Origin of the sequence: Streptomyces sp. NPDC000345 (assembly GCF_042898825.1) — a bacterium.
Lineage (GTDB): Bacteria > Actinomycetota > Actinomycetes > Streptomycetales > Streptomycetaceae > Streptomyces.
On record NZ_JBIAZE010000001.1, the window covers coordinates 239762 to 256031 of the forward strand.

Consider the following 16270-nt stretch of genomic DNA (forward strand, 5'->3'; position numbering starts at 1 on the left):
CTCCCCCTCAGCCCCGGATCCGGAGGCGGTCGGTGCTGTCCTCACTGGGCTGGACGACGACGATGCCCTGGCCCGAGAAGGCCATCTGGTAGGCCTCGCCGCTGCCGCGGCCGATGAGCGACTGCGCCTTGAAGCTGCGCTTGCCCTTCACCTTGAGGTTCGGCGACCAGGCGACGAGCGCGTCGGGGTCGACGTAGGTCTCGTCCTCGCCGCCGCCGCAGTCGACCACGATCGGCTTGCCGCGGGAGGTGAGCGCGACCCAGCCCTGTCCGGAGATCTTGGTGTTCCACAAGCCCTGCCCGGCGAACTTCGCCAGGCCCTTGACCCGCTCGACGCCCCAGGTGAGGTGCGCGTCGAAGGCCAGCAGGTTGGTGGCGTTGACCGAGATGCCGTCGCCGTTGAGGTTGATCACGACGACGTTCGCGCCGTAGTCGGCGAGGTAGAGCAGTCCGTCGCCGGAGCACTTCATCAGGGGCGCGCCCTCCCCGGTCATCCAGTCGCGTGCGATCTGGCGCACGGCCGGCGGGTTGGGCTCGTACTGGACGAAGCCCTCGTAGGCGACCATCGAGCCCACGCGCGCGAGAAGGTCGTTCCCGGTCTGCATGGCGACCTTCAGCATGTGGTTGCCGTGGTTCTCCATGCGGGCGGTGACGGGTGCGGGGGCATAGCCCGCGAGCGGCTGGTTCATGACGGGCTCCCTCAGACCTCGTACGGCTGGACGACGATGAAGTTGCCGGGCGCGCCCCGGAACTGGAGGTTGACGCTCTCCCCGGTGTCGCCGGGGTAGGCGTTGCGGCGCATCCGCACCTGGCTGGAGACGACCACCTGGGCGGCGGACGACCAGGCGACCACGGCGTTGCAGTCGGCGAACGTGGTGGGGGTGACCGGCAGGACGACGGGCGTGCCGTGCGTCTTCACGACGATCGTGCCGGTGCCCGTGAACTGCATGGTGAACAGGGCGCCGCCGGGGATGCCGTGCCCCTCGATGCGCCGGACCTCGTACTGCAGGCTCTCGTCGAAGGCGAGGACGTTCTCGGCGGAGACGCAGATGCCGTCGCCCTGGAGTTCGATGGGGTGCACCATCGTGGAGTTGTCGGCGAGGAACACCTGGCCCTGGCCGGTACAGCGCATCAGCTGCATCTCCTGGCCGGTCGCGTTGCCCACGATCCGGCCGGCGAACCCGGCGCCCTTGTAGCTGAAGTCGACCTTGCCCTGGTAGAGCACCATGCTGCCCTGGCGGGCGAGCACGGGCTGGCCGCCGATGCCGAGGTCGACGCGGATCAGCTTCTTGTTCTGCTGCGTCCAGCGCTGACCGGTGGGGGTCTCCTTGAACTGCTGGAGCGCGGCGGTCACTCCGGCACCGCCCTGGGGCGCGCCCTGCGGCACCCCGTACGCCTGCTGGCCGGGCACCTGTCCGAACGGGGGCTGCTGGCCGTAGCCGGGCGGCATCGGGGCCTGGGGCGCCTGGGGCTGTCCGTAGCCGGGCGGCATCGGCGCGGTCGGGGTGACGCCCTGGCCGTACGACTGCTGCTGCGGCGGCTGGCCGTACGGCGGCTGGGGGCCACCGGGAGGTCCGGGCGGCGCCGGAAGCGGCGGGGCCTGGATGCCGCCGGGCGGCGTGGGCATGGGCGCGACGATCGTCGGCGCGGCGTGCACCGAGGGCGCCGGCGGGGTCGGGGCGGGCGGCGGCACGAAGCCCTGCGGAGCGGGCTGGGGCTGCTGCGGGGCGGGCACGGGCGCCGGGGCGGGAGCGGGTGCGGACGGGGCGCCGAACGCGGGCGGCGCGAAGCCGGGGGTGGCGCCGGTCTGGGGCTGCGGCTGCTGGGGAGCGGCGGGCGCCTCCTCCTCCGCGACCTCGCCGCCGAAGTTCTTCAGCAGCGCCTCCAGGCCGCCGTCGAAGCCCTGTCCGACGGCCGCGAAGCGCCAGACGTCCTTCAGATAGAAGTCGCCCAGCATCACGGCCCGCTCGGTGGTGAACTCCGAGCCGTTGAACGCGTACCGGGCCACTTCCTCGCCGCCCGCGACGATGCGGATGTAGCCGGGGTTGATCTGCGACATCTGCCCGGCACCGTCGATGGTCGCGGTGAAGGACAGCTTGCGGATCTGCGGCGGAATCCGGTCCAGCGTGATGCGGAAGGACTCCGTGTCGCCCGCCTGGGTGCCCAGGAGCTGGATGGACTCCTCGGGGGACTTCGGCTGGTTGAAGAAGACGAAGTACCGGTCGTCCGAGAGCCGCTCGTCGGCGTCGAGGCCGAAGCAGCTGATGTCGAAGGTCAGGCCGGGGGCGGAGATCTGCACGCCTACGTACAGATCGGTGCCCGCGGTGAGGTCACTGATCCTGGCCTTGTGGCCGCGCTGGAATTCCCTGGGCATGCGTAACGACCGTCCCCCATCCCGATTGCGAGTGCGTCGCGTCAGGCTAACGGCAAACTCCGACAACGCACGATGTCGGTACAGACCCGGTACACAACCCGCGGCACCTGATACCGGGCGCGCGCACGCTCCGCGCCCCCCGCGTCACTCCTCGCGTGCGCCGGTCAGGTGCGGCAGCCGTTGCGCGGCCACCACTCCCTCGAGATAGCCCCGGGCCCGCTCCGTGCGCGGGTAGGCCTCCAGCAGCCGCCAGAAGTCGGGGCCGTGGCCCGGCACGAGCAGATGGGCGAGCTCGTGGGCGAGGACGTAGTCGATGACGTACTCGGGCATGCCCTGCAGGCGGTGCGACAGACGGATGCTGCGCTCGGCCGGGGTGCAGGAGCCCCAACGGGTGTTCTGGTTGGTCACCCAGCGCACCGAGGCGGGCCGGGCCCGGCCGCCGAAGTACTGGGCCGACAGCCGCTCGGCGCGCTCCGCCAGTTCGGTGTCGCCGGGCACCCGCCTGCTCTCCTGCGCGGCCAGTTTGTCGAGCATGACGCTCACCCAGCGTTGTTCCTCGGCCTCGGACATCCGGGCGGGGATGAGCACGATGGTGCGATCGCCCTCACGGTACGCGGAGACCGTCCGGCGTCGACGGGCACTCCTGCGGACCTCGATCGGGCTCGCCCCCGAGCCGCTCGGCGGCTGGCTCGTCGTGCTGCGCTGTGGCGTTCCGGCGCGGTGCAGGGGGTCGGCGGGCACGCCCCGACGTTACCCGCTGCACACGGCGGAAGTCCCGACCCCGAGGCGGTCGGGTTCCGGTCCCGCACCCCTGGTTTGCCTCATACGACGGATTTGTACGACGAATGCCTGCGCCTGTGGACAACTTCCGGCACGGCTCGGCGGCGCCGGGCATGCTGGCACTCGTCGGCGGAGCGAGGACGCCCCCACGCCCCCGCTCCGCCGACGTACGGGGAGTTTCCGGGCATACGGGGGTTTTTGATGCATCCGAGGGTGAAGCCCGCGCTGCGGCGCGGCTGGCGGGACCTCAACACCGTGCAGTTCGGGATGACTCCGGCGCACGCGCTGACACTCGGTCCGGTGGACACGGCGACGGGGAGTTTCCTCGATCTGCTGGACGGCACCCGCGGGCTCGAGCTGCTGCGTGAGGAGGGGCGCCGCATGGACCTGCCGGACGGTCATGTGGACCAGCTCGTGGAGCGGCTGGCGCGGGCGGGACTGCTCGACGACGCACGCGGGGGCGGGCCGGACGCGGCGGACCTGCGGGAGAGGACGGCGGTCCTGGACCGGCTCCGGCCCGACCTCGCCTCGCTGTCGCTGACCACCTCGGCACCGGGCGAGGCGCTCGGTCACCTCGCGGCCCGGCGGCGGCTGCGGGTGCGGGTGCGCGGCGCGGGCCGGGTCGGGGCGGTGCTGGCCGCGCTGCTGTCGGGCGCGGGGATCGGCGAGGTGGACGTACGCGACGGCGGCCTGGTGGAGCCGGGGGACGTCGCACCGGGCGGGCTGGCCGCCGAGTCGGTCGGCGAGCGCCGGGAGGAGGCCGCACGCCGGGCCGTGCGCAGGGCAGCCCCGGAGCGCCCGCGGCGCAGAGGCTCGCGGTCACCGGCCGAGGAGGGGACCCCCGGCTTCGCCCTGGTGGTCGTCGCGCCACGGGACGACGTGTCCGTGCACGCGCCGGCCCCGGGGGCGGCCGAACCCCTGCTGGCCTCGGGCACTCCGCACCTCTACGCCGGGGTGGTGGAGGCGACGGGTGTCGTCGGGCCGCTCGTCCTGCCCGGTGAGACGGGCTGCGCGGGCTGTCTTCAACAGGCGCGCGCCGACCGGGACGAGACCTGGCCGCGGCTGGTCGCGCAGTGGCAGTCCGGCAGCCGCCGCCCGGTGCGGGCCTGCGACCTGACCCTGGCCACGGCGGTCGCCGGCCTGGCGGCCGCCCATGCGCTCACCTTCCTGGACGGCCGGGTCCCCTCCAGCGCGGGAGCTCGCTGGGAGGTGTCCTTGCCCACTCTGCAGTGGCACGCCCGGCCGGTGTGGCCCCATTCCGCGTGTCCTTGCGGTGCCGCGAGGAAGGGTGAGGAGAAAGGTAGGGCGGAACACACACCCGAGGACGGGGGATCGCACGCGACAATGGCAGAGCAACGGCATTCGAAGGACTTACGCCGTACGACAGTGGCGGCGCGGCAGGCTGGGACTTGGAGGGCGCATGTCTGATCTTCCCCGGAAGGCGGTCACCCGGACCGCCAAGCTCGCCGCGCTGCCGCTCGGCTTCGCCGGGCGGGCGACCTGGGGCCTTGGCAAGCGAATCGTCGGTGAGTCCGCGGAGATCGTCGGCCGTGAGCTGCAACAGCGGACCGCCGAGCAGCTGTTCAAGGTCCTCGGCGAGCTGAAGGGCGGCGCCATGAAGTTCGGACAGGCCCTGTCCGTCTTCGAGTCCGCCCTGCCCGAGGAGGTCGCCGGCCCCTACCGTGCGGCGCTGACGAAGCTCCAGGACGCGGCGCCGCCGATGCCGACCCGCACGGTGCACACGGTGCTCGCGGAGCGGCTCGGCGAGGACTGGCCCGACCTGTTCGTCGAGTTCGACGACAAGCCCGCCGCGGCCGCCTCCATCGGCCAGGTGCACCGCGGGGTGTGGCACGACGGCCGGCCGGTCGCGGTCAAGGTGCAGTATCCGGGGGCGGGTGAGGCCCTGCTCTCCGACCTGAACCAACTCAGCCGCTTCGCACGCCTGTTGGGCCCCCTGATTCCCGGCATGGACGTCAAGCCGCTGATCTCCGAGCTCCGGGACCGGGTCTCCGAGGAACTGGACTACGCCCTGGAGGCACAGGCCCAGCAGGCCCACGCGGAGGAATTCGCCGATGACCCGGACGTGGTGGTCCCGGCGGTGGTGCACCAGTGCGAGCAGATCCTGATCACCGAGTGGATCGACGGCGTCCCCCTGTCCGAGGTGATCTCCGAGGGCACCCAGGAGCAGCGTGACCGCGCCGGTCAGTTGCTGGCCCGCTTCCTGTTCTCCGGCCCTGCCCGCACCGGCCTGCTGCACGCCGACCCGCACCCCGGTAACTTCCGTCTGCTGCCCGGCGGACCGGACGGCGAGGACGACTGGCGGCTGGGCGTGCTGGACTTCGGCACGGTCGACCGGCTCTCCGGCGGCCTGCCGGAATCGATCGGCGAATCCCTGCGCATGACCCTGGACGGCGAGGCCGACGCCGTCTACGAACTGCTCTGCACGGAAGGCTTCGTCAAGGAGTCCATCGAACTGGACCCCGACGCGGTTCTGGACTACCTGCTGCCGATCATCGAACCGGCCAAGGCGGAGGAGTTCACCTTCACCCGCGGCTGGATGCGCAGCCAGGCGGCCCGGATCGCCGACCCCCGCTCCCCCGCCCACCAACTGGGCAAGCAGCTCAACCTGCCGCCGGCCTATCTGCTCATACACCGGGTGACCCTGAGCACGATCGGTGTGCTGTGTCAGCTCGGCGCGACGGTGCGGCTGCGGGACGAACTGGAGGAGTGGCTGCCGGGATTCGTCCTCGCCGAGGAGCTGGACGAGTTCGACGCGGGAGAGTCGGTGGCCGAGGCCTGACAGCCGGGAGCCGCGGGCACAACGCACCGCGGGGGCCGGTCCGTTCGGACGGACCGGCCCCCGCGGGGACAGTTTCCGCCTCCCTCGCCGGGAGGCCACCGCTTCCGGTGGGTGTGGGTTACTGCATCACGGCCATGGCGAGCGCCCGGCGAGCACGCATCGACGCGCGCTCGGCCCTGCGCTGCATCCGGCGGGCCGCCACCAGGCGCACGGCCTGACGGTCCCGCTCGGCCTCCTGCAGTCGCTCGTGCATATGCGCACGGGCCAGGGCTTCTGGAATGAGTTGCATCTCTCGGGTCCTGTTCTGACGCGAGTCGATCGCGCCGGTGGTGGTGACGTCTTCGGTCGCGGAACCTTCGGGCTCGCTGGTGAACGGCTTCATCGGGGCCTGCTTCGTGGGGTCTTGCGTGAGGGGGCGGTCGATCGTTCCGGCGGTGTTCATGCTGTGACCGGGTTCTTGCGCGGGCGGCCACGCGGCCGCTTCCGGGCGACGACGACGCCCTGGACGAACAGTTCGCCACCCCAGACACCCCAGGGCTCACGCCGCTCCTTGGCGCCGGCGAGGCAGGCCTCCATCAGCGGGCAGGTGCGGCACAGGGACTTGGCGTACTCGACGTCCGCGGGCGACTCGGCGAAGAAGACCTCCGGGTCGTAGGAGCGGCAGGGGACGGGTACGCCGAGGTTCTCGATGGCGTCGTCGAGCGCGGTGAGCGCGGTGAGCGGGGTCAAGGCGGAGTCCTCCGTGAGGCCGGGCGGGGGGATCGTTTCGGAAGGCGGTACGGACGGGGCGTGCGCTTCGAGTTGCACGGTTCGTCTTCCTCGTCTGTCGGTCCGGTCCTGTTGGACCGGGTGTCGGCGTTTCTTGTCCCGAGGCCCCTTCGCCCGCCCGTCCCCGGTACGGGGACAAACAGAAGGGCCGCGGATCCCGGATGGGGTTCCGCGGCCCTGAAGGCGCCGGCCTGATCGAGATCAGGCTGGATCACTCCAGGGTTCTGGCCCACGGAAGGCCCACATCAGGTGGTGCTGCGTCGTCTGCTTCCGGAATCCGGCACCGGCCGCCGTAAAGGCATAGGCCTGCGCCTGTGCCGCTACTGCTTCCAGTGCCTTGGTCGGTCGCTCATCGCGCTCGCGGACGGGAAGGCCCGCGGGGGCACCGGAGGAGGACGCCAGCCGGCCGGCACGAATGCCGGACAGACCGGTGCCCAGGGTCGAGGCGCCGAGCATGCACGCGGAGACGATCGAGCGATCGGTCAGTTTGGCGGTGCTGATGGAGCTGCTGTTGATGATGATCACTGGAATCGCCTCCTCTCGGCGTCTCGGGGGACCGGGGGTGAGCCCAGTCCAACGGATATGTAAGTAGAGCACGGAACCAGGGCCTTGGAGAAGGCCGCCGTTTCCGTGTCTAAGAACCTATGGGGATTGCTGGGGCATGCGCAAACTATTTTTTCGACGAGTTCGCATCCGTCCCCCCGCCCTCCCCCTCGTCCTCGTCCGTGAGCGGCTGGCCTGCGCAGATGGCCAGGACGTCGGCGCCGTAGCGGTTGAGCTTGCGCGCGCCGACCCCGGGGATCCGCGCGAGTGCGCCCGGCTCGTCGGGGACGGCCTCGGCGATCGCCATCAGCGTCTTGTCGGTGAAGACGCAGAACGCGGGCTGTCCGTTGCGCCGTGCCTGGGCCGCGCGCCACTCCCTCAGCCGCTCGTAGACGCCCTCGTCCATGTCGGAGGGGCAGCCCTCGCAGCGCATCAGCTTCAGCTCGCCGGCGTCGGTGAGCGTGCGACCGCAGACCCGGCAGCGGGCCGGGGTGCGCTGGGTGCGGCGCACCACCCCCGGGGTGCCCGCGGCGGCCCCGCCGAAGCCGCGCTCGATGCCTCCGGAGGCTCCCCCGCCCCGGGCGGCTCCCGTGCCGGAGCCGGGGCGCAGTCCGTCGAGGAAGCGGCTGGGGCGGCGGCTGGGGCGTCCGCCGGGTGAGCGGGCGAGCGCCCAGGAGACATGGAGGCGTTCGCGGGCGCGGGTGACCCCGACGTAGAGGAGGCGGCGCTCCTCCTCGATCTGCTCGTCGGTCCTGGCGTAGGTGATCGGCATCATGCCCTCGGCGACGCCGACCAGGAAGACGACGTCCCACTCCAGGCCCTTGGCCGAGTGCAGGGAGGCGAGGGTGACGCCCTGGACGGTCGGGGCGTGCTGGGCGTTGGCGCGTTCGTCGAGTTCGGCGACCAGGTCGGCGAGGGTGGCGCCGGGCCGGGCGGCCTCGAAGTCCTGGGCGAGGCTGACCAGCGCGGCCAGCGACTCCCAGCGCTCCCTGACGGCTCCGGAGCCGGCCGGCGGCTGTGGACTCCACCCTTCGCCGGAGAGGACGGCACGCACCTGCGAGGGCAGGTCGACGGCGTCCTCCAGGAGCGTGTCGTTGCCGCCGAAGCGGGCCGCGCCGCGCAGGGCGACTCCGGCCTTGCGCACCTCGGGCCGGTCGAAGAAGCGCTCGGCGCCGCGCAGCTGGTAGGGGATGCCCGCGTCGGCGAGGGCCTGTTCGTAGGTTTCCGACTGGGCGTTGGTGCGGAACAGGACGGCGATCTCGGCGGCCGGGACCCCCGCGGCGAGGAGGTCCCGGATACGGCGGGCGGCGCCCTCGGCCTCGGCGGGCTCGTCGGTGTACTCGGCGTAGACGGGTTCCGGTCCCGGGGCGCGCTGCGACACCAGCTCCAGGCGGTGGTCGGCGGCGCGGCCGCGGGCCTGGGAGAGCAGACCGTTGGCGAGGTGGACGACCTGAGGGGTGGAGCGGTAGTCGCGGACCAGCTTGACGACGGTGGCGCCGGGGTGGCGGGTGCGGAAGTCGAGGAGGTGGTCGGGGGTGGCACCGGTGAAGGAGTAGATCGTCTGGCTGGCGTCGCCGACCACGCACAGGTTGTCGCGCTCGCCGAGCCACAGCTCCAGCAGGCGCTGCTGGAGGGGGCTGACGTCCTGGTACTCGTCGACCACGAAGTGGTGGTACTGGGCGCGGACCTGCTCGGCGATGTCGTGCCGGTCCTGGAGGACGGCGACGGTGAGCAGGAGGACGTCCTCGAAGTCGATGACCCCGCGGTCACGCTTGAGGTCCTCGTAGGCGGAGTAGATCTGGGCGATCTCGGCGGGGTCACGGGGTGCTTCGCGGCCGGCCTTGGCGGCGGCGAGGGCGTAGTCGGCGGGGACGGTCTGGGTGACCTTGGACCACTCGATCTCCGCTGTGGCGTCCCGCAGCTCCCCGCGGTCCAGGCGGATGCGGCAGGCGGCGGCCGCGTCCGCGACGAGCTGGATCTTGCGGTCGACGAGCCGGGGCAGGGCGCCACCGATGGCTTTCGGCCAGAAGTACTGCAGCTGACGGAGGGCGGCGGAGTGGAAGGTGCGGGCCTGGACGCCCTGGGCGCCGAGCTGCCGCAGCCGGCCGCGCATCTCCCCGGCGGCGCGGTTGGTGAAGGTGACGGCGAGCACGCTGGAGGGCTGCAGGATGCCGGCGCGCACCCCGTAGGCGATGCGGTGGGTGATCGCCCGGGTCTTGCCCGTGCCGGCTCCCGCCAGCACGCACACCGGACCGTGCAGGGAGGTGGCGACCTCGCGCTGCTCGGGGTCGAGCCCTTCGAGCACCGCGTCGGCCGACCGGGGGGCCTGCGGGAAGAGGGGGGAGTGCGTTGCTGCTGTCACACGGCCATGCTGCCAGGTCGGCGGAGACGGGTGAGCCGGTTGTCCACAGGCGGCCCCCGATAGTCGTACCAATGCGGCGAGGGTCACCCCCTGCCGTCCTCGCGGCACGGGAATGGTGTGCCTTTCACGTACGTTCTCCTCCTGCGACCACCCGTTCCCCACCCGCCGAAGGAGCACGAGAGACATGCTGGGCACTGTGACGATGTACAGCACCACGTGGTGCGGTTACTGCCAGCGGCTGAAGAAGCAGCTGGACCGCGAGGGCATCGCGTACACCGAGATCAACATCGAGCAGGACCCGGAGTCCGCGGCGTTCGTGGAGAAGGCGAATGGCGGAAACCAGACGGTGCCGACCGTGCTGTTCGCTGACGGTTCGACGCTGACGAACCCGTCGCTGGCGCAGGTGAAGCAGAAGATCAGCGCGTGACCCCGTACGGAAAGGGCGGCCTCCGGAGCTCGGGAGGCCGCCCTTTCCATGTCCTTTGTCACATGCTGCGTCAGATGAAGCTGCGCGTGGGCAGCGGCTTGCCGTACCAGAGCTCGATCAGGCGGGCCGCGATCGAGATGCCGTACGGCGGCAGGACCTCGCCGGACTCGAAGGCGGCGCCCAGTTCGTCGCGGGAGAACCAGCGGGCCTCGTGGATCTCGTCCCCGTCGACGTCGATGTCGGTGGAGGTGGCGCGGGCGACGAAGCCCAGCATGAGGCTGGAGGGGAACGGCCAGGGCTGGCTGGCGATGTAGTCGACCTGGCCGACGGTGATGCCGGCCTCCTCGAACACCTCGCGGCGCACGGCCTGCTCGATGGACTCGCCGGGCTCGACGAAGCCGGCGAGGGTCGAGAAGCGGCCCTCGGGCCAGTGCACCTGGCGGCCCAGGAGGATGCGGTCGTCCTCGTCCGTCACGGCCATGATCACCGCGGGGTCGGTGCGGGGGTAGTGCTCGGCGCCGCAGGCGGGGCAGCGCCGGATGTGACCGGCCGCCGCGATGACCGTGCGCTCGCCGCAGCGGGAGCAGAAGCGGTGGGTGCGCTGCCAGTTCTCCAGGCCGACGGCGTGCACCATCAGGCCGACGTCCCGGGGTGACAGCAGCAGTCCGGCCTCGCGCAGTCCGGCCGGGCGCGCGGACTGGTCGATGCGGCCGGGCAGGGCGTCCTTCTGGAGGGCGAAGTAGCTGACGCCGTCCTCGTCGGTGCCGAGGAAGTAGCGGTGCGCCTCGGTGAGAGGGGCCTCGAAGGAGGGCGTCATGACGAGCTCGGTCCGGCCGTCGGCCGTCTCGTCGATGAGGACCTGGCCGCCGGAGACGACGAAGCAACGCGTCGTGGGGTGGCTCCACGCCGCGGCGAGCCAGGCCTCGTCGAGCCGGTGGTGGGCGGCGCGGTCGATGCCGCTCGGTGCGGTGAGCGAGATGGGCCGGTCGGCGTTCTGGTCGGTCCAGGTGGTCACGGGTGCTTCCAACTCCCCCGGTGGAACGGTTGATTCGGCGGGCGGTTCAGCGGGACGTGCGGCAGGGGGCGACCGGGTCCGGTGCGGTGTCGCGGTGCGGCCTTTCCAGTGTGCGCCGCGCGCAAACCCGCTCCGGGCCGAGCGGGGGCGTCAAGGCGCATGGCGCCAGTTCTCCGCCAGGTCGCCCCAGAGATACGCGGTGGTCTCCACACCCTTGAGGAGGAGGTCCAGCTCGACCTTCTCGTTCGGCGCGTGCCAGCCGTCCGAGGGGACGGAGATGCCCAGGAAGAGCACCGGGGCACCGAGGACGTCCTGAAGGTCGGCGGCCGGTCCCGAGCCCCCTTCGCGGGTGAAGCGGACGGGCCCCTCGAAGGCGCGGCCCATGGCACGGACCACGGACTCGAGGGCGGGGTGGTCCAGCGGGGTCAGGCACGGGCGCGTGGCCGAGCTGAACGCGATCTCGAACCGGATGCCGGCGGGGATCTGCTCGGCGGCCCAGGCGCCGACGGCCTTCTCGACGAGCTCGGGTTCCTGTCCGGCGACCAGCCGGAAGGACAGCTTCACGAAGGCCGAGGACGGGATGATCGTCTTGCTGCCGGGGCCCTGGTAGCCGCCGCCGATGCCGTTGACCTCGGCGGTCGGGCGGGCCCAGATGCGCTCCAGGGTGGTGTGCCCGGCCTCGCCGTGGGTGGCGTGCGACTTGGCGGTGCGCAGCCACTGCTCCTCGTCGAAGGGCAACTCGGCGAAGAGTTCGCGCTCGCGTTCGGTGAGCTCGACGACGCCGTCGTAGAAGCCGGGGACGGCCACGCGCCCGTGCTCGTCGTGCAGGGCGGCGACGAGCCGCGCGGCCGCGGTGGCCGGGTTGGGCACCGCGCCGCCGAACGAGCCCGAGTGGATGTCCTGGTCGGGGCCGAGGAGCCGGATCTCGCACTCGGCGAGGCCCCGCATGCCCGTGCAGACGGTGGGGGTGTCCGCGGACCACATACCGGTGTCGGAGACGATCACGGCGTCGGCGGCGAGCCGCTCGGCGTGCTCCTCGACGAGGGCACGGAAGTTCGGGGAGCCGGACTCCTCCTCGCCCTCGATGAGCAGCTTGAGGTTGACCGCCGGGGCAGTGCGGCCGGTGGCGGCGAGGTGGGCGCGGACGCCGAGGGCGTGGAAGAACACCTGGCCCTTGTCGTCGGCCGCCCCGCGCGCGTGGAGGCGGTTTCCGCGGACGACGGGCTCGAAGGGGTCGCTGTCCCAGCCGTCCTCGAGGGCGGCGGGCTGCACGTCGTGGTGGCCGTAGACCAGGACGGTGGGTGCCTCGGGATCACCGGAGGGCCACTCGGCGTAGACGGCGGGTGCGCCCGGTGTCTGCCAGACCTCGGCGGTGGGGAAGCCGGTCTCCTCCAGCTTCGCGGCGAGCCAGTCCGCGCTGCGCCGTACGTCGGGGGCGTGGTCGGGCTGCGCCGACACCGACGGGATCCGCAGCCACTCGGCGAGGTCGTCGAGGAAGGCGGCGCGATGCCGCTCGATGTACGTGCGGACGGCGCTGACGGCACTGTCAACGGGATGGCTCATGGTCACGAGCCTATCGGCCCGCGCCGACATCCTCGCCGGGCGGTTGTGCACGGTTTGCCTGTGCGGGACGTCCCGCACGGTCGTCCGCGGCGGCCTGTTCTCCCGTCAACAGGCGCTCCAGCTCGGCACGATCGGGCAGTCCGTCGGGTCGTACGACGTCACCGGTGCGCACATAGAGGAACGCCGCTGTGACGGATTCCACGGGCACCCCCTGCTGCTCGGCCCAGGCGACCCGGTAGAGGGCGAGCTGGAGCGGGTCGGCGGTGCGGGCGCGGTTGGTCTTCCAGTCGACGATCTCGTACGTGGCCGTGGGGCCGTCGCCCTCCTTGTAGACGGCGTCGATACGGCCCCGTACGACGCGGCCGGCGAGGGCGAGCTGGAAGGGGGCCTCGACGCGGTAGGGGGTGCGCCGGGCGTACTCGGTGCGCTCGAAGGCCTCCTTGAGGGCGTCGAGGTCGTGCTCGTCGGCGATCTCCGCGTCGGTGCCGGGGAGGTCGTCCGGTTCCAGCAGCGGAAGAGTCAATTCCTCGAAGCGGGCCTCCACCCATGCGTGGAACCGGGTGCCGCGGCGCGCGGCCGGTTGCGGAGGGCGGGGCATGGGGCGTGCGAGTTCCTGCGCGAGACCGTCGGGGTCGGCGGCCAGGCGCAGCAGCTGCGAGGCGGTCAGTGTCGCCGGGAGGGGGACGTCCGTGACGCTCCGGCGGCTGCGCAGGAGCTCGCCGGCGAGCGCGTCGAGGTCGCGGTCCCAGGAGGCGACGGTGCGGGCCTCCTCGGGGGTGAGGGAAGGCCGCCGGGGGCGTACGGCGCGGAGCTCGGGGGCCGTGGCCTGGTGGGGTACGGCCGGGCGGGCGGTGTCCCGCTCGTCCCGGTCGTCGGGGCCCTCCTCGCCGAGGCCGGTGCCGGGTGCGTCGGCGAATCCGGCGTCGGGGCCGTCGCCGAATCCGGCGTCCGGGTCGTCGTCGAATGCGGCAGCGAGGTCGTCGTCGAACGGGTCGGCCTCGTCGTAGGGCGGCTCGTCCTCGTCGGGGGGCGGGGGCCAGTCGGGGTCGTCGTAGGTGTCCGGGTCGTGCGTGGCGGCGGGGTGGCCTTCCCCGGGGCGGGCGAGGTCGTCGAGGTGGGCGAGGACGGTCTCGGCGGCGGCACGGCGGCGGGCGAGTGCGGCGTCGTCCAGGGGAAGCGGCCAGACCTGGTCGGCGGTCGCCCGGTGCAGGGTGGGGTTCTCCTCGTCCTCCTCCGGTTCGTCCGCCCAGGCCTCGATCTCGCCGTGGCCGGCCACGCAGTGGTCGTGGAGGGCCCGCAGGAAGTCGGAGGGGCCGCGGGGCTTCTTCTGGGTGGGGCCCCACCAGTGGCCGGAGCCGAGGAGCAGGGAGCGGGGGCGGGTGAAGGTGACGTAGCCGAGGCGCAGTTCCTCGGTGTGCTGGTGGTCCTTCATGGCCTCGTGGAAGGCCTTCATGCCCCGGGAGTCCCAGGAGTCGATGTCGGGCAGGGTGTCGGCGTCGCCGCGCAACTCGTGCGGCAGCACCTTGGCCTGGGCGGTCCACTTCTCGCGGCCCTGGCCGCTGGGGAAGGTGCCGGTGACCAGTCCGGGGACGGCGACGACGTCCCATTCCAGGCCCTTGGACTTGTGGGCGGTGAGCACCTTGACGGTGTTCTCGCCGCCGGGCAGGGCGTTGTCGAGGCCCTTCTCGTACTGGGCGGCGGTGCGCAGGAAGCCGAGGAAGGCGAGCAGGCCGGCCTCGTTCTCGCCGGCGGCGAAGGAGGCGGCGATGTCGAGGAAGTTCGACAGGGTCTCACGGCGGCGGGCGGCCAGGGCGTGCGGGGACGCGGACAGTTCGACCTCGAGGCCGGTGACGGCGAGGACCCGGTGCAGGACGTCCATCAGCGGGTCGGACAGGGAGCGGCGCAGGTCGCGCAGTTCGGCGGCGAGCCGCGCGAAGCGCACGCGCGCGTCCGGCGAGAAGGGCAGCCCGTCGTCGTCCGCCCGGTCCAGGGGGGTCTCCAGGAAGGTGTCGAGGGCGTCCGCGAGCGATATGACCTCGGACGGATCGACTCCCTCGACGGCCTCGGCGAGACGCCGGTCCGGGTCGTCACCGTCGTCCCCGCGCGCGTGGGCGACGAGCAGCCGCGCGCGCCGGCCGAGGAGGGCGAGGTCGCGGGGGCCGATGCGCCAGCGTGGGCCGGTGAGCAGCCGGACCAGGGAGGCGTTGGCCCCGGGGTCCTGGAGGACCTCGCAGACGGCGACGAGGTCGGCGACCTCGGGCAGGTGCAGCAGTCCTGAGAGCCCGACGACCTCGACGGGCACGTCGCGGGCGACCAGGGCGCCCTGGATCTCCGCGAAGTCGGTGGCCGTGCGGCACAGGACGGCGATCTCGCCGGGCGCCTTGCCGGTGCGGACGAGGTGGGCGACGGAGTCGGCGATCCAGTCGATCTCCTCGGCGTGGGTCGTCAGGAGCGCACAGCGGACCAGTCCGTCGCGTTCGGCGCCGGGGGCCGGGCGGAGGGCCTCCACGCCCGCGTGCATGGCGCGCAGGGGTTCGGCGAGGCCGTTGGCGAGGTCGAGGAGACGGCCGCCGCTGCGGCGGTTCTCGCTGAGCGCCTGGCGGGTCGCCGGCCGGCCGTCGGTGTGGGCGAAGTGCTCGGGGAAGTCGTCGAGGTTGGCGACGGAGGCGCCGCGCCAGCCGTAGATGGCCTGGCAGGGATCGCCGACGGCGGTCACGGGGTGGCCGGTGCCGCCGCCGAACAGGCCGGCCAGGAGGATGCGCTGGGCGACGGAGGTGTCCTGGTACTCGTCCAGGAGGACCACGCGGAACTCGTCGCGCAGGATCCGGCCCACCTCGGGGACCTGCGCCAGCCGCGCGGCCAGGGCGATCTGGTCGCCGAAGTCCAGCAGGTCGCGTTCGCGCTTGGCCGCGCGGTAACGCAGCACCAGGTCGGCCAGTTGGCGGCGGGCGGCGGCCGTCTCGGGCACCTTGCGCAGGTCGGCGTTGGTCAGCTTGGCACCCTCCAGGGTGCGCAGCAGTCCGGTGTCCCAGACGCGCAGGTCCTCGGGGCGTACGAGGTGTTCGGCGAGCTCGGCGTCGAGTGCCAGAAGGTCGCTGACCAGGTCGGCGAAGGAGCGGGTGAGCGACGGGTAGGGGCCGGGGGCCTCGCGCAGGACGCGCGCGGCGAGCTGGTAGCGGGTGGCGTCGGCGAGCAGGCGGGACGTCGGCTCCAGGCCGATGCGCAGGCCGTGGTCGGTCAGCAGGCGGCCCGCGAAGGCGTGGTACGTGGAGATCACCGGCTCGCCCGGCGGATTGTCCGGGTCGATGACGTCGGGGTCGGTCACGCCCGCCCTGACGAGTGCCTTGCGGACGCGTTCGGCGAGCTCGCCGGCGGCCTTGTTGGTGAAGGTCAGGCCGAGGACCTGCTCCGGGGCGACCTGGCCGGTGCCGACCAGCCAGACGACGCGCGCGGCCATCACGGTCGTCTTGCCCGACCCTGCTCCGGCCACGATCACCTGCGGGGCGGGCGGCGCCGTGATGCAGGCCGTCTGCTCCGGGGTGAAGGGGATCCCGAGGAGCTCCTTGAGCTGCTCGGGATCGGTGATGCGGGCGGGCATGGGGAGAGGCTAGCGGCGGGCACTGACAGTCGATGACAAAT

General features: G+C 72.5%; 13 protein-coding genes. 3 read left to right on the plus strand and 10 right to left on the minus strand.

Annotated elements, in window-relative coordinates; all coding sequences use genetic code 11:
- Positions 1-7 precede the first annotated feature (7 nt).
- The 3 genes from ACFY30_RS01140 to ACFY30_RS01150 form a co-directional block, all read right to left on the minus strand.
- A complete protein-coding gene (locus ACFY30_RS01140) occupies positions 8-688 on the minus strand; it encodes an AIM24 family protein (RefSeq protein WP_390661150.1) in 681 nt (226 codons plus the stop codon).
- Between the two features lie 11 nt (positions 689-699).
- On the minus strand, positions 700-2373 hold the full coding sequence (locus ACFY30_RS01145; RefSeq protein ID WP_390843107.1) for a TerD family protein: 1674 nt from the start codon (positions 2371-2373) through the stop codon (positions 700-702).
- 144 nt (positions 2374-2517) lie between these two features.
- Positions 2518-3114 carry a M48 family metallopeptidase gene (locus ACFY30_RS01150; protein WP_390843108.1) on the minus strand — a complete coding sequence of 199 codons (597 nt, stop codon included), beginning with the start codon at positions 3112-3114 and terminating at the stop codon, positions 2518-2520.
- Between the two features lie 240 nt (positions 3115-3354).
- Here ACFY30_RS01150 and ACFY30_RS01155 point away from each other — a divergent pair, with 240 nt between their 5' ends.
- Together ACFY30_RS01155 and ACFY30_RS01160 are read left to right on the plus strand one after the other, a co-directional pair.
- Positions 3355-4581 (plus strand): TOMM precursor leader peptide-binding protein, encoded by a 1227-nt coding sequence (locus tag ACFY30_RS01155; RefSeq protein WP_390843109.1) that lies wholly within the window; start codon positions 3355-3357, stop codon positions 4579-4581.
- A complete protein-coding gene (locus ACFY30_RS01160) occupies positions 4574-5953 on the plus strand; it encodes an ABC1 kinase family protein (protein ID WP_390843110.1) in 1380 nt (459 codons plus the stop codon). The genes ACFY30_RS01155 and ACFY30_RS01160 overlap by 8 nt, the downstream gene beginning before the upstream one ends.
- A 118-nt stretch (positions 5954-6071) precedes the next feature.
- On the opposite strand, the gene ACFY30_RS01165 is transcribed toward ACFY30_RS01160, so the two are convergent.
- From ACFY30_RS01165 to ACFY30_RS01180, 4 genes are all read right to left on the minus strand, one after another.
- Positions 6072-6395: a hypothetical protein gene (locus tag ACFY30_RS01165; RefSeq protein ID WP_390661155.1), complete on the minus strand. Its 324-nt coding sequence runs from the start codon at positions 6393-6395 to the stop codon at positions 6072-6074.
- Positions 6392-6760 carry a WhiB family transcriptional regulator gene (locus ACFY30_RS01170; RefSeq protein ID WP_030784068.1) on the minus strand — a complete coding sequence of 123 codons (369 nt, stop codon included), beginning with the start codon at positions 6758-6760 and terminating at the stop codon, positions 6392-6394. The genes ACFY30_RS01165 and ACFY30_RS01170 overlap by 4 nt, the downstream gene beginning before the upstream one ends.
- 162 nt (positions 6761-6922) lie before the next feature.
- Entirely contained in the window at positions 6923-7246 is a 324-nt protein-coding gene (locus tag ACFY30_RS01175; protein WP_390843111.1) for a hypothetical protein, read from the minus strand.
- Between the two features lie 145 nt (positions 7247-7391).
- Entirely contained in the window at positions 7392-9626 is a 2235-nt protein-coding gene (locus ACFY30_RS01180; protein ID WP_390843112.1) for an ATP-dependent DNA helicase UvrD2, read from the minus strand.
- A 184-nt stretch (positions 9627-9810) separates the two neighbouring features.
- On the opposite strand from ACFY30_RS01180, the gene ACFY30_RS01185 reads away from it, so the two are divergent.
- A complete protein-coding gene (locus ACFY30_RS01185; RefSeq protein WP_390843113.1) occupies positions 9811-10053 on the plus strand; it encodes a mycoredoxin in 243 nt (80 codons plus the stop codon).
- 70 nt (positions 10054-10123) lie between these two features.
- Here ACFY30_RS01185 and nudC read toward each other — a convergent pair whose 3' ends face one another.
- From nudC to ACFY30_RS01200, 3 genes are all read right to left on the minus strand, one after another.
- On the minus strand, positions 10124-11068 hold the full coding sequence (nudC, locus tag ACFY30_RS01190; protein ID WP_390843114.1) for an NAD(+) diphosphatase: 945 nt from the start codon (positions 11066-11068) through the stop codon (positions 10124-10126).
- A 150-nt stretch (positions 11069-11218) separates the two neighbouring features.
- Positions 11219-12631, minus strand: coding sequence for a dipeptidase (locus ACFY30_RS01195; RefSeq protein WP_390843115.1), 1413 nt, complete (start codon positions 12629-12631; stop codon positions 11219-11221).
- Between the two features lie 10 nt (positions 12632-12641).
- On the minus strand, positions 12642-16229 hold the full coding sequence (locus ACFY30_RS01200; RefSeq protein ID WP_390843116.1) for a UvrD-helicase domain-containing protein: 3588 nt from the start codon (positions 16227-16229) through the stop codon (positions 12642-12644).
- Positions 16230-16270 lie beyond the last annotated feature (41 nt).

Bases quoted from the DNA above. Each gene is read 5' to 3' on its own strand.
- ACFY30_RS01140 (WP_390661150.1), bottom strand. From the start codon at position 688: ATGAACCAGCCGCTCGCGGGCTATGCCCCCGCACCCGTCACCGCCCGC.
- ACFY30_RS01145 (WP_390843107.1), bottom strand. From the start codon at position 2,373: ATGCCCAGGGAATTCCAGCGCGGCCACAAGGCCAGGATCAGTGACCTC.
- ACFY30_RS01155 (WP_390843109.1), top strand. From the start codon at position 3,355: ATGCATCCGAGGGTGAAGCCCGCGCTGCGGCGCGGCTGGCGGGACCTC.
- ACFY30_RS01160 (WP_390843110.1), top strand. From the start codon at position 4,574: ATGTCTGATCTTCCCCGGAAGGCGGTCACCCGGACCGCCAAGCTCGCC.
- ACFY30_RS01165 (WP_390661155.1), bottom strand. From the start codon at position 6,395: ATGAACACCGCCGGAACGATCGACCGCCCCCTCACGCAAGACCCCACG.
- ACFY30_RS01185 (WP_390843113.1), top strand. From the start codon at position 9,811: ATGCTGGGCACTGTGACGATGTACAGCACCACGTGGTGCGGTTACTGC.
- ACFY30_RS01195 (WP_390843115.1), bottom strand. From the start codon at position 12,631: ATGAGCCATCCCGTTGACAGTGCCGTCAGCGCCGTCCGCACGTACATC.
- ACFY30_RS01200 (WP_390843116.1), bottom strand. From the start codon at position 16,229: ATGCCCGCCCGCATCACCGATCCCGAGCAGCTCAAGGAGCTCCTCGGG.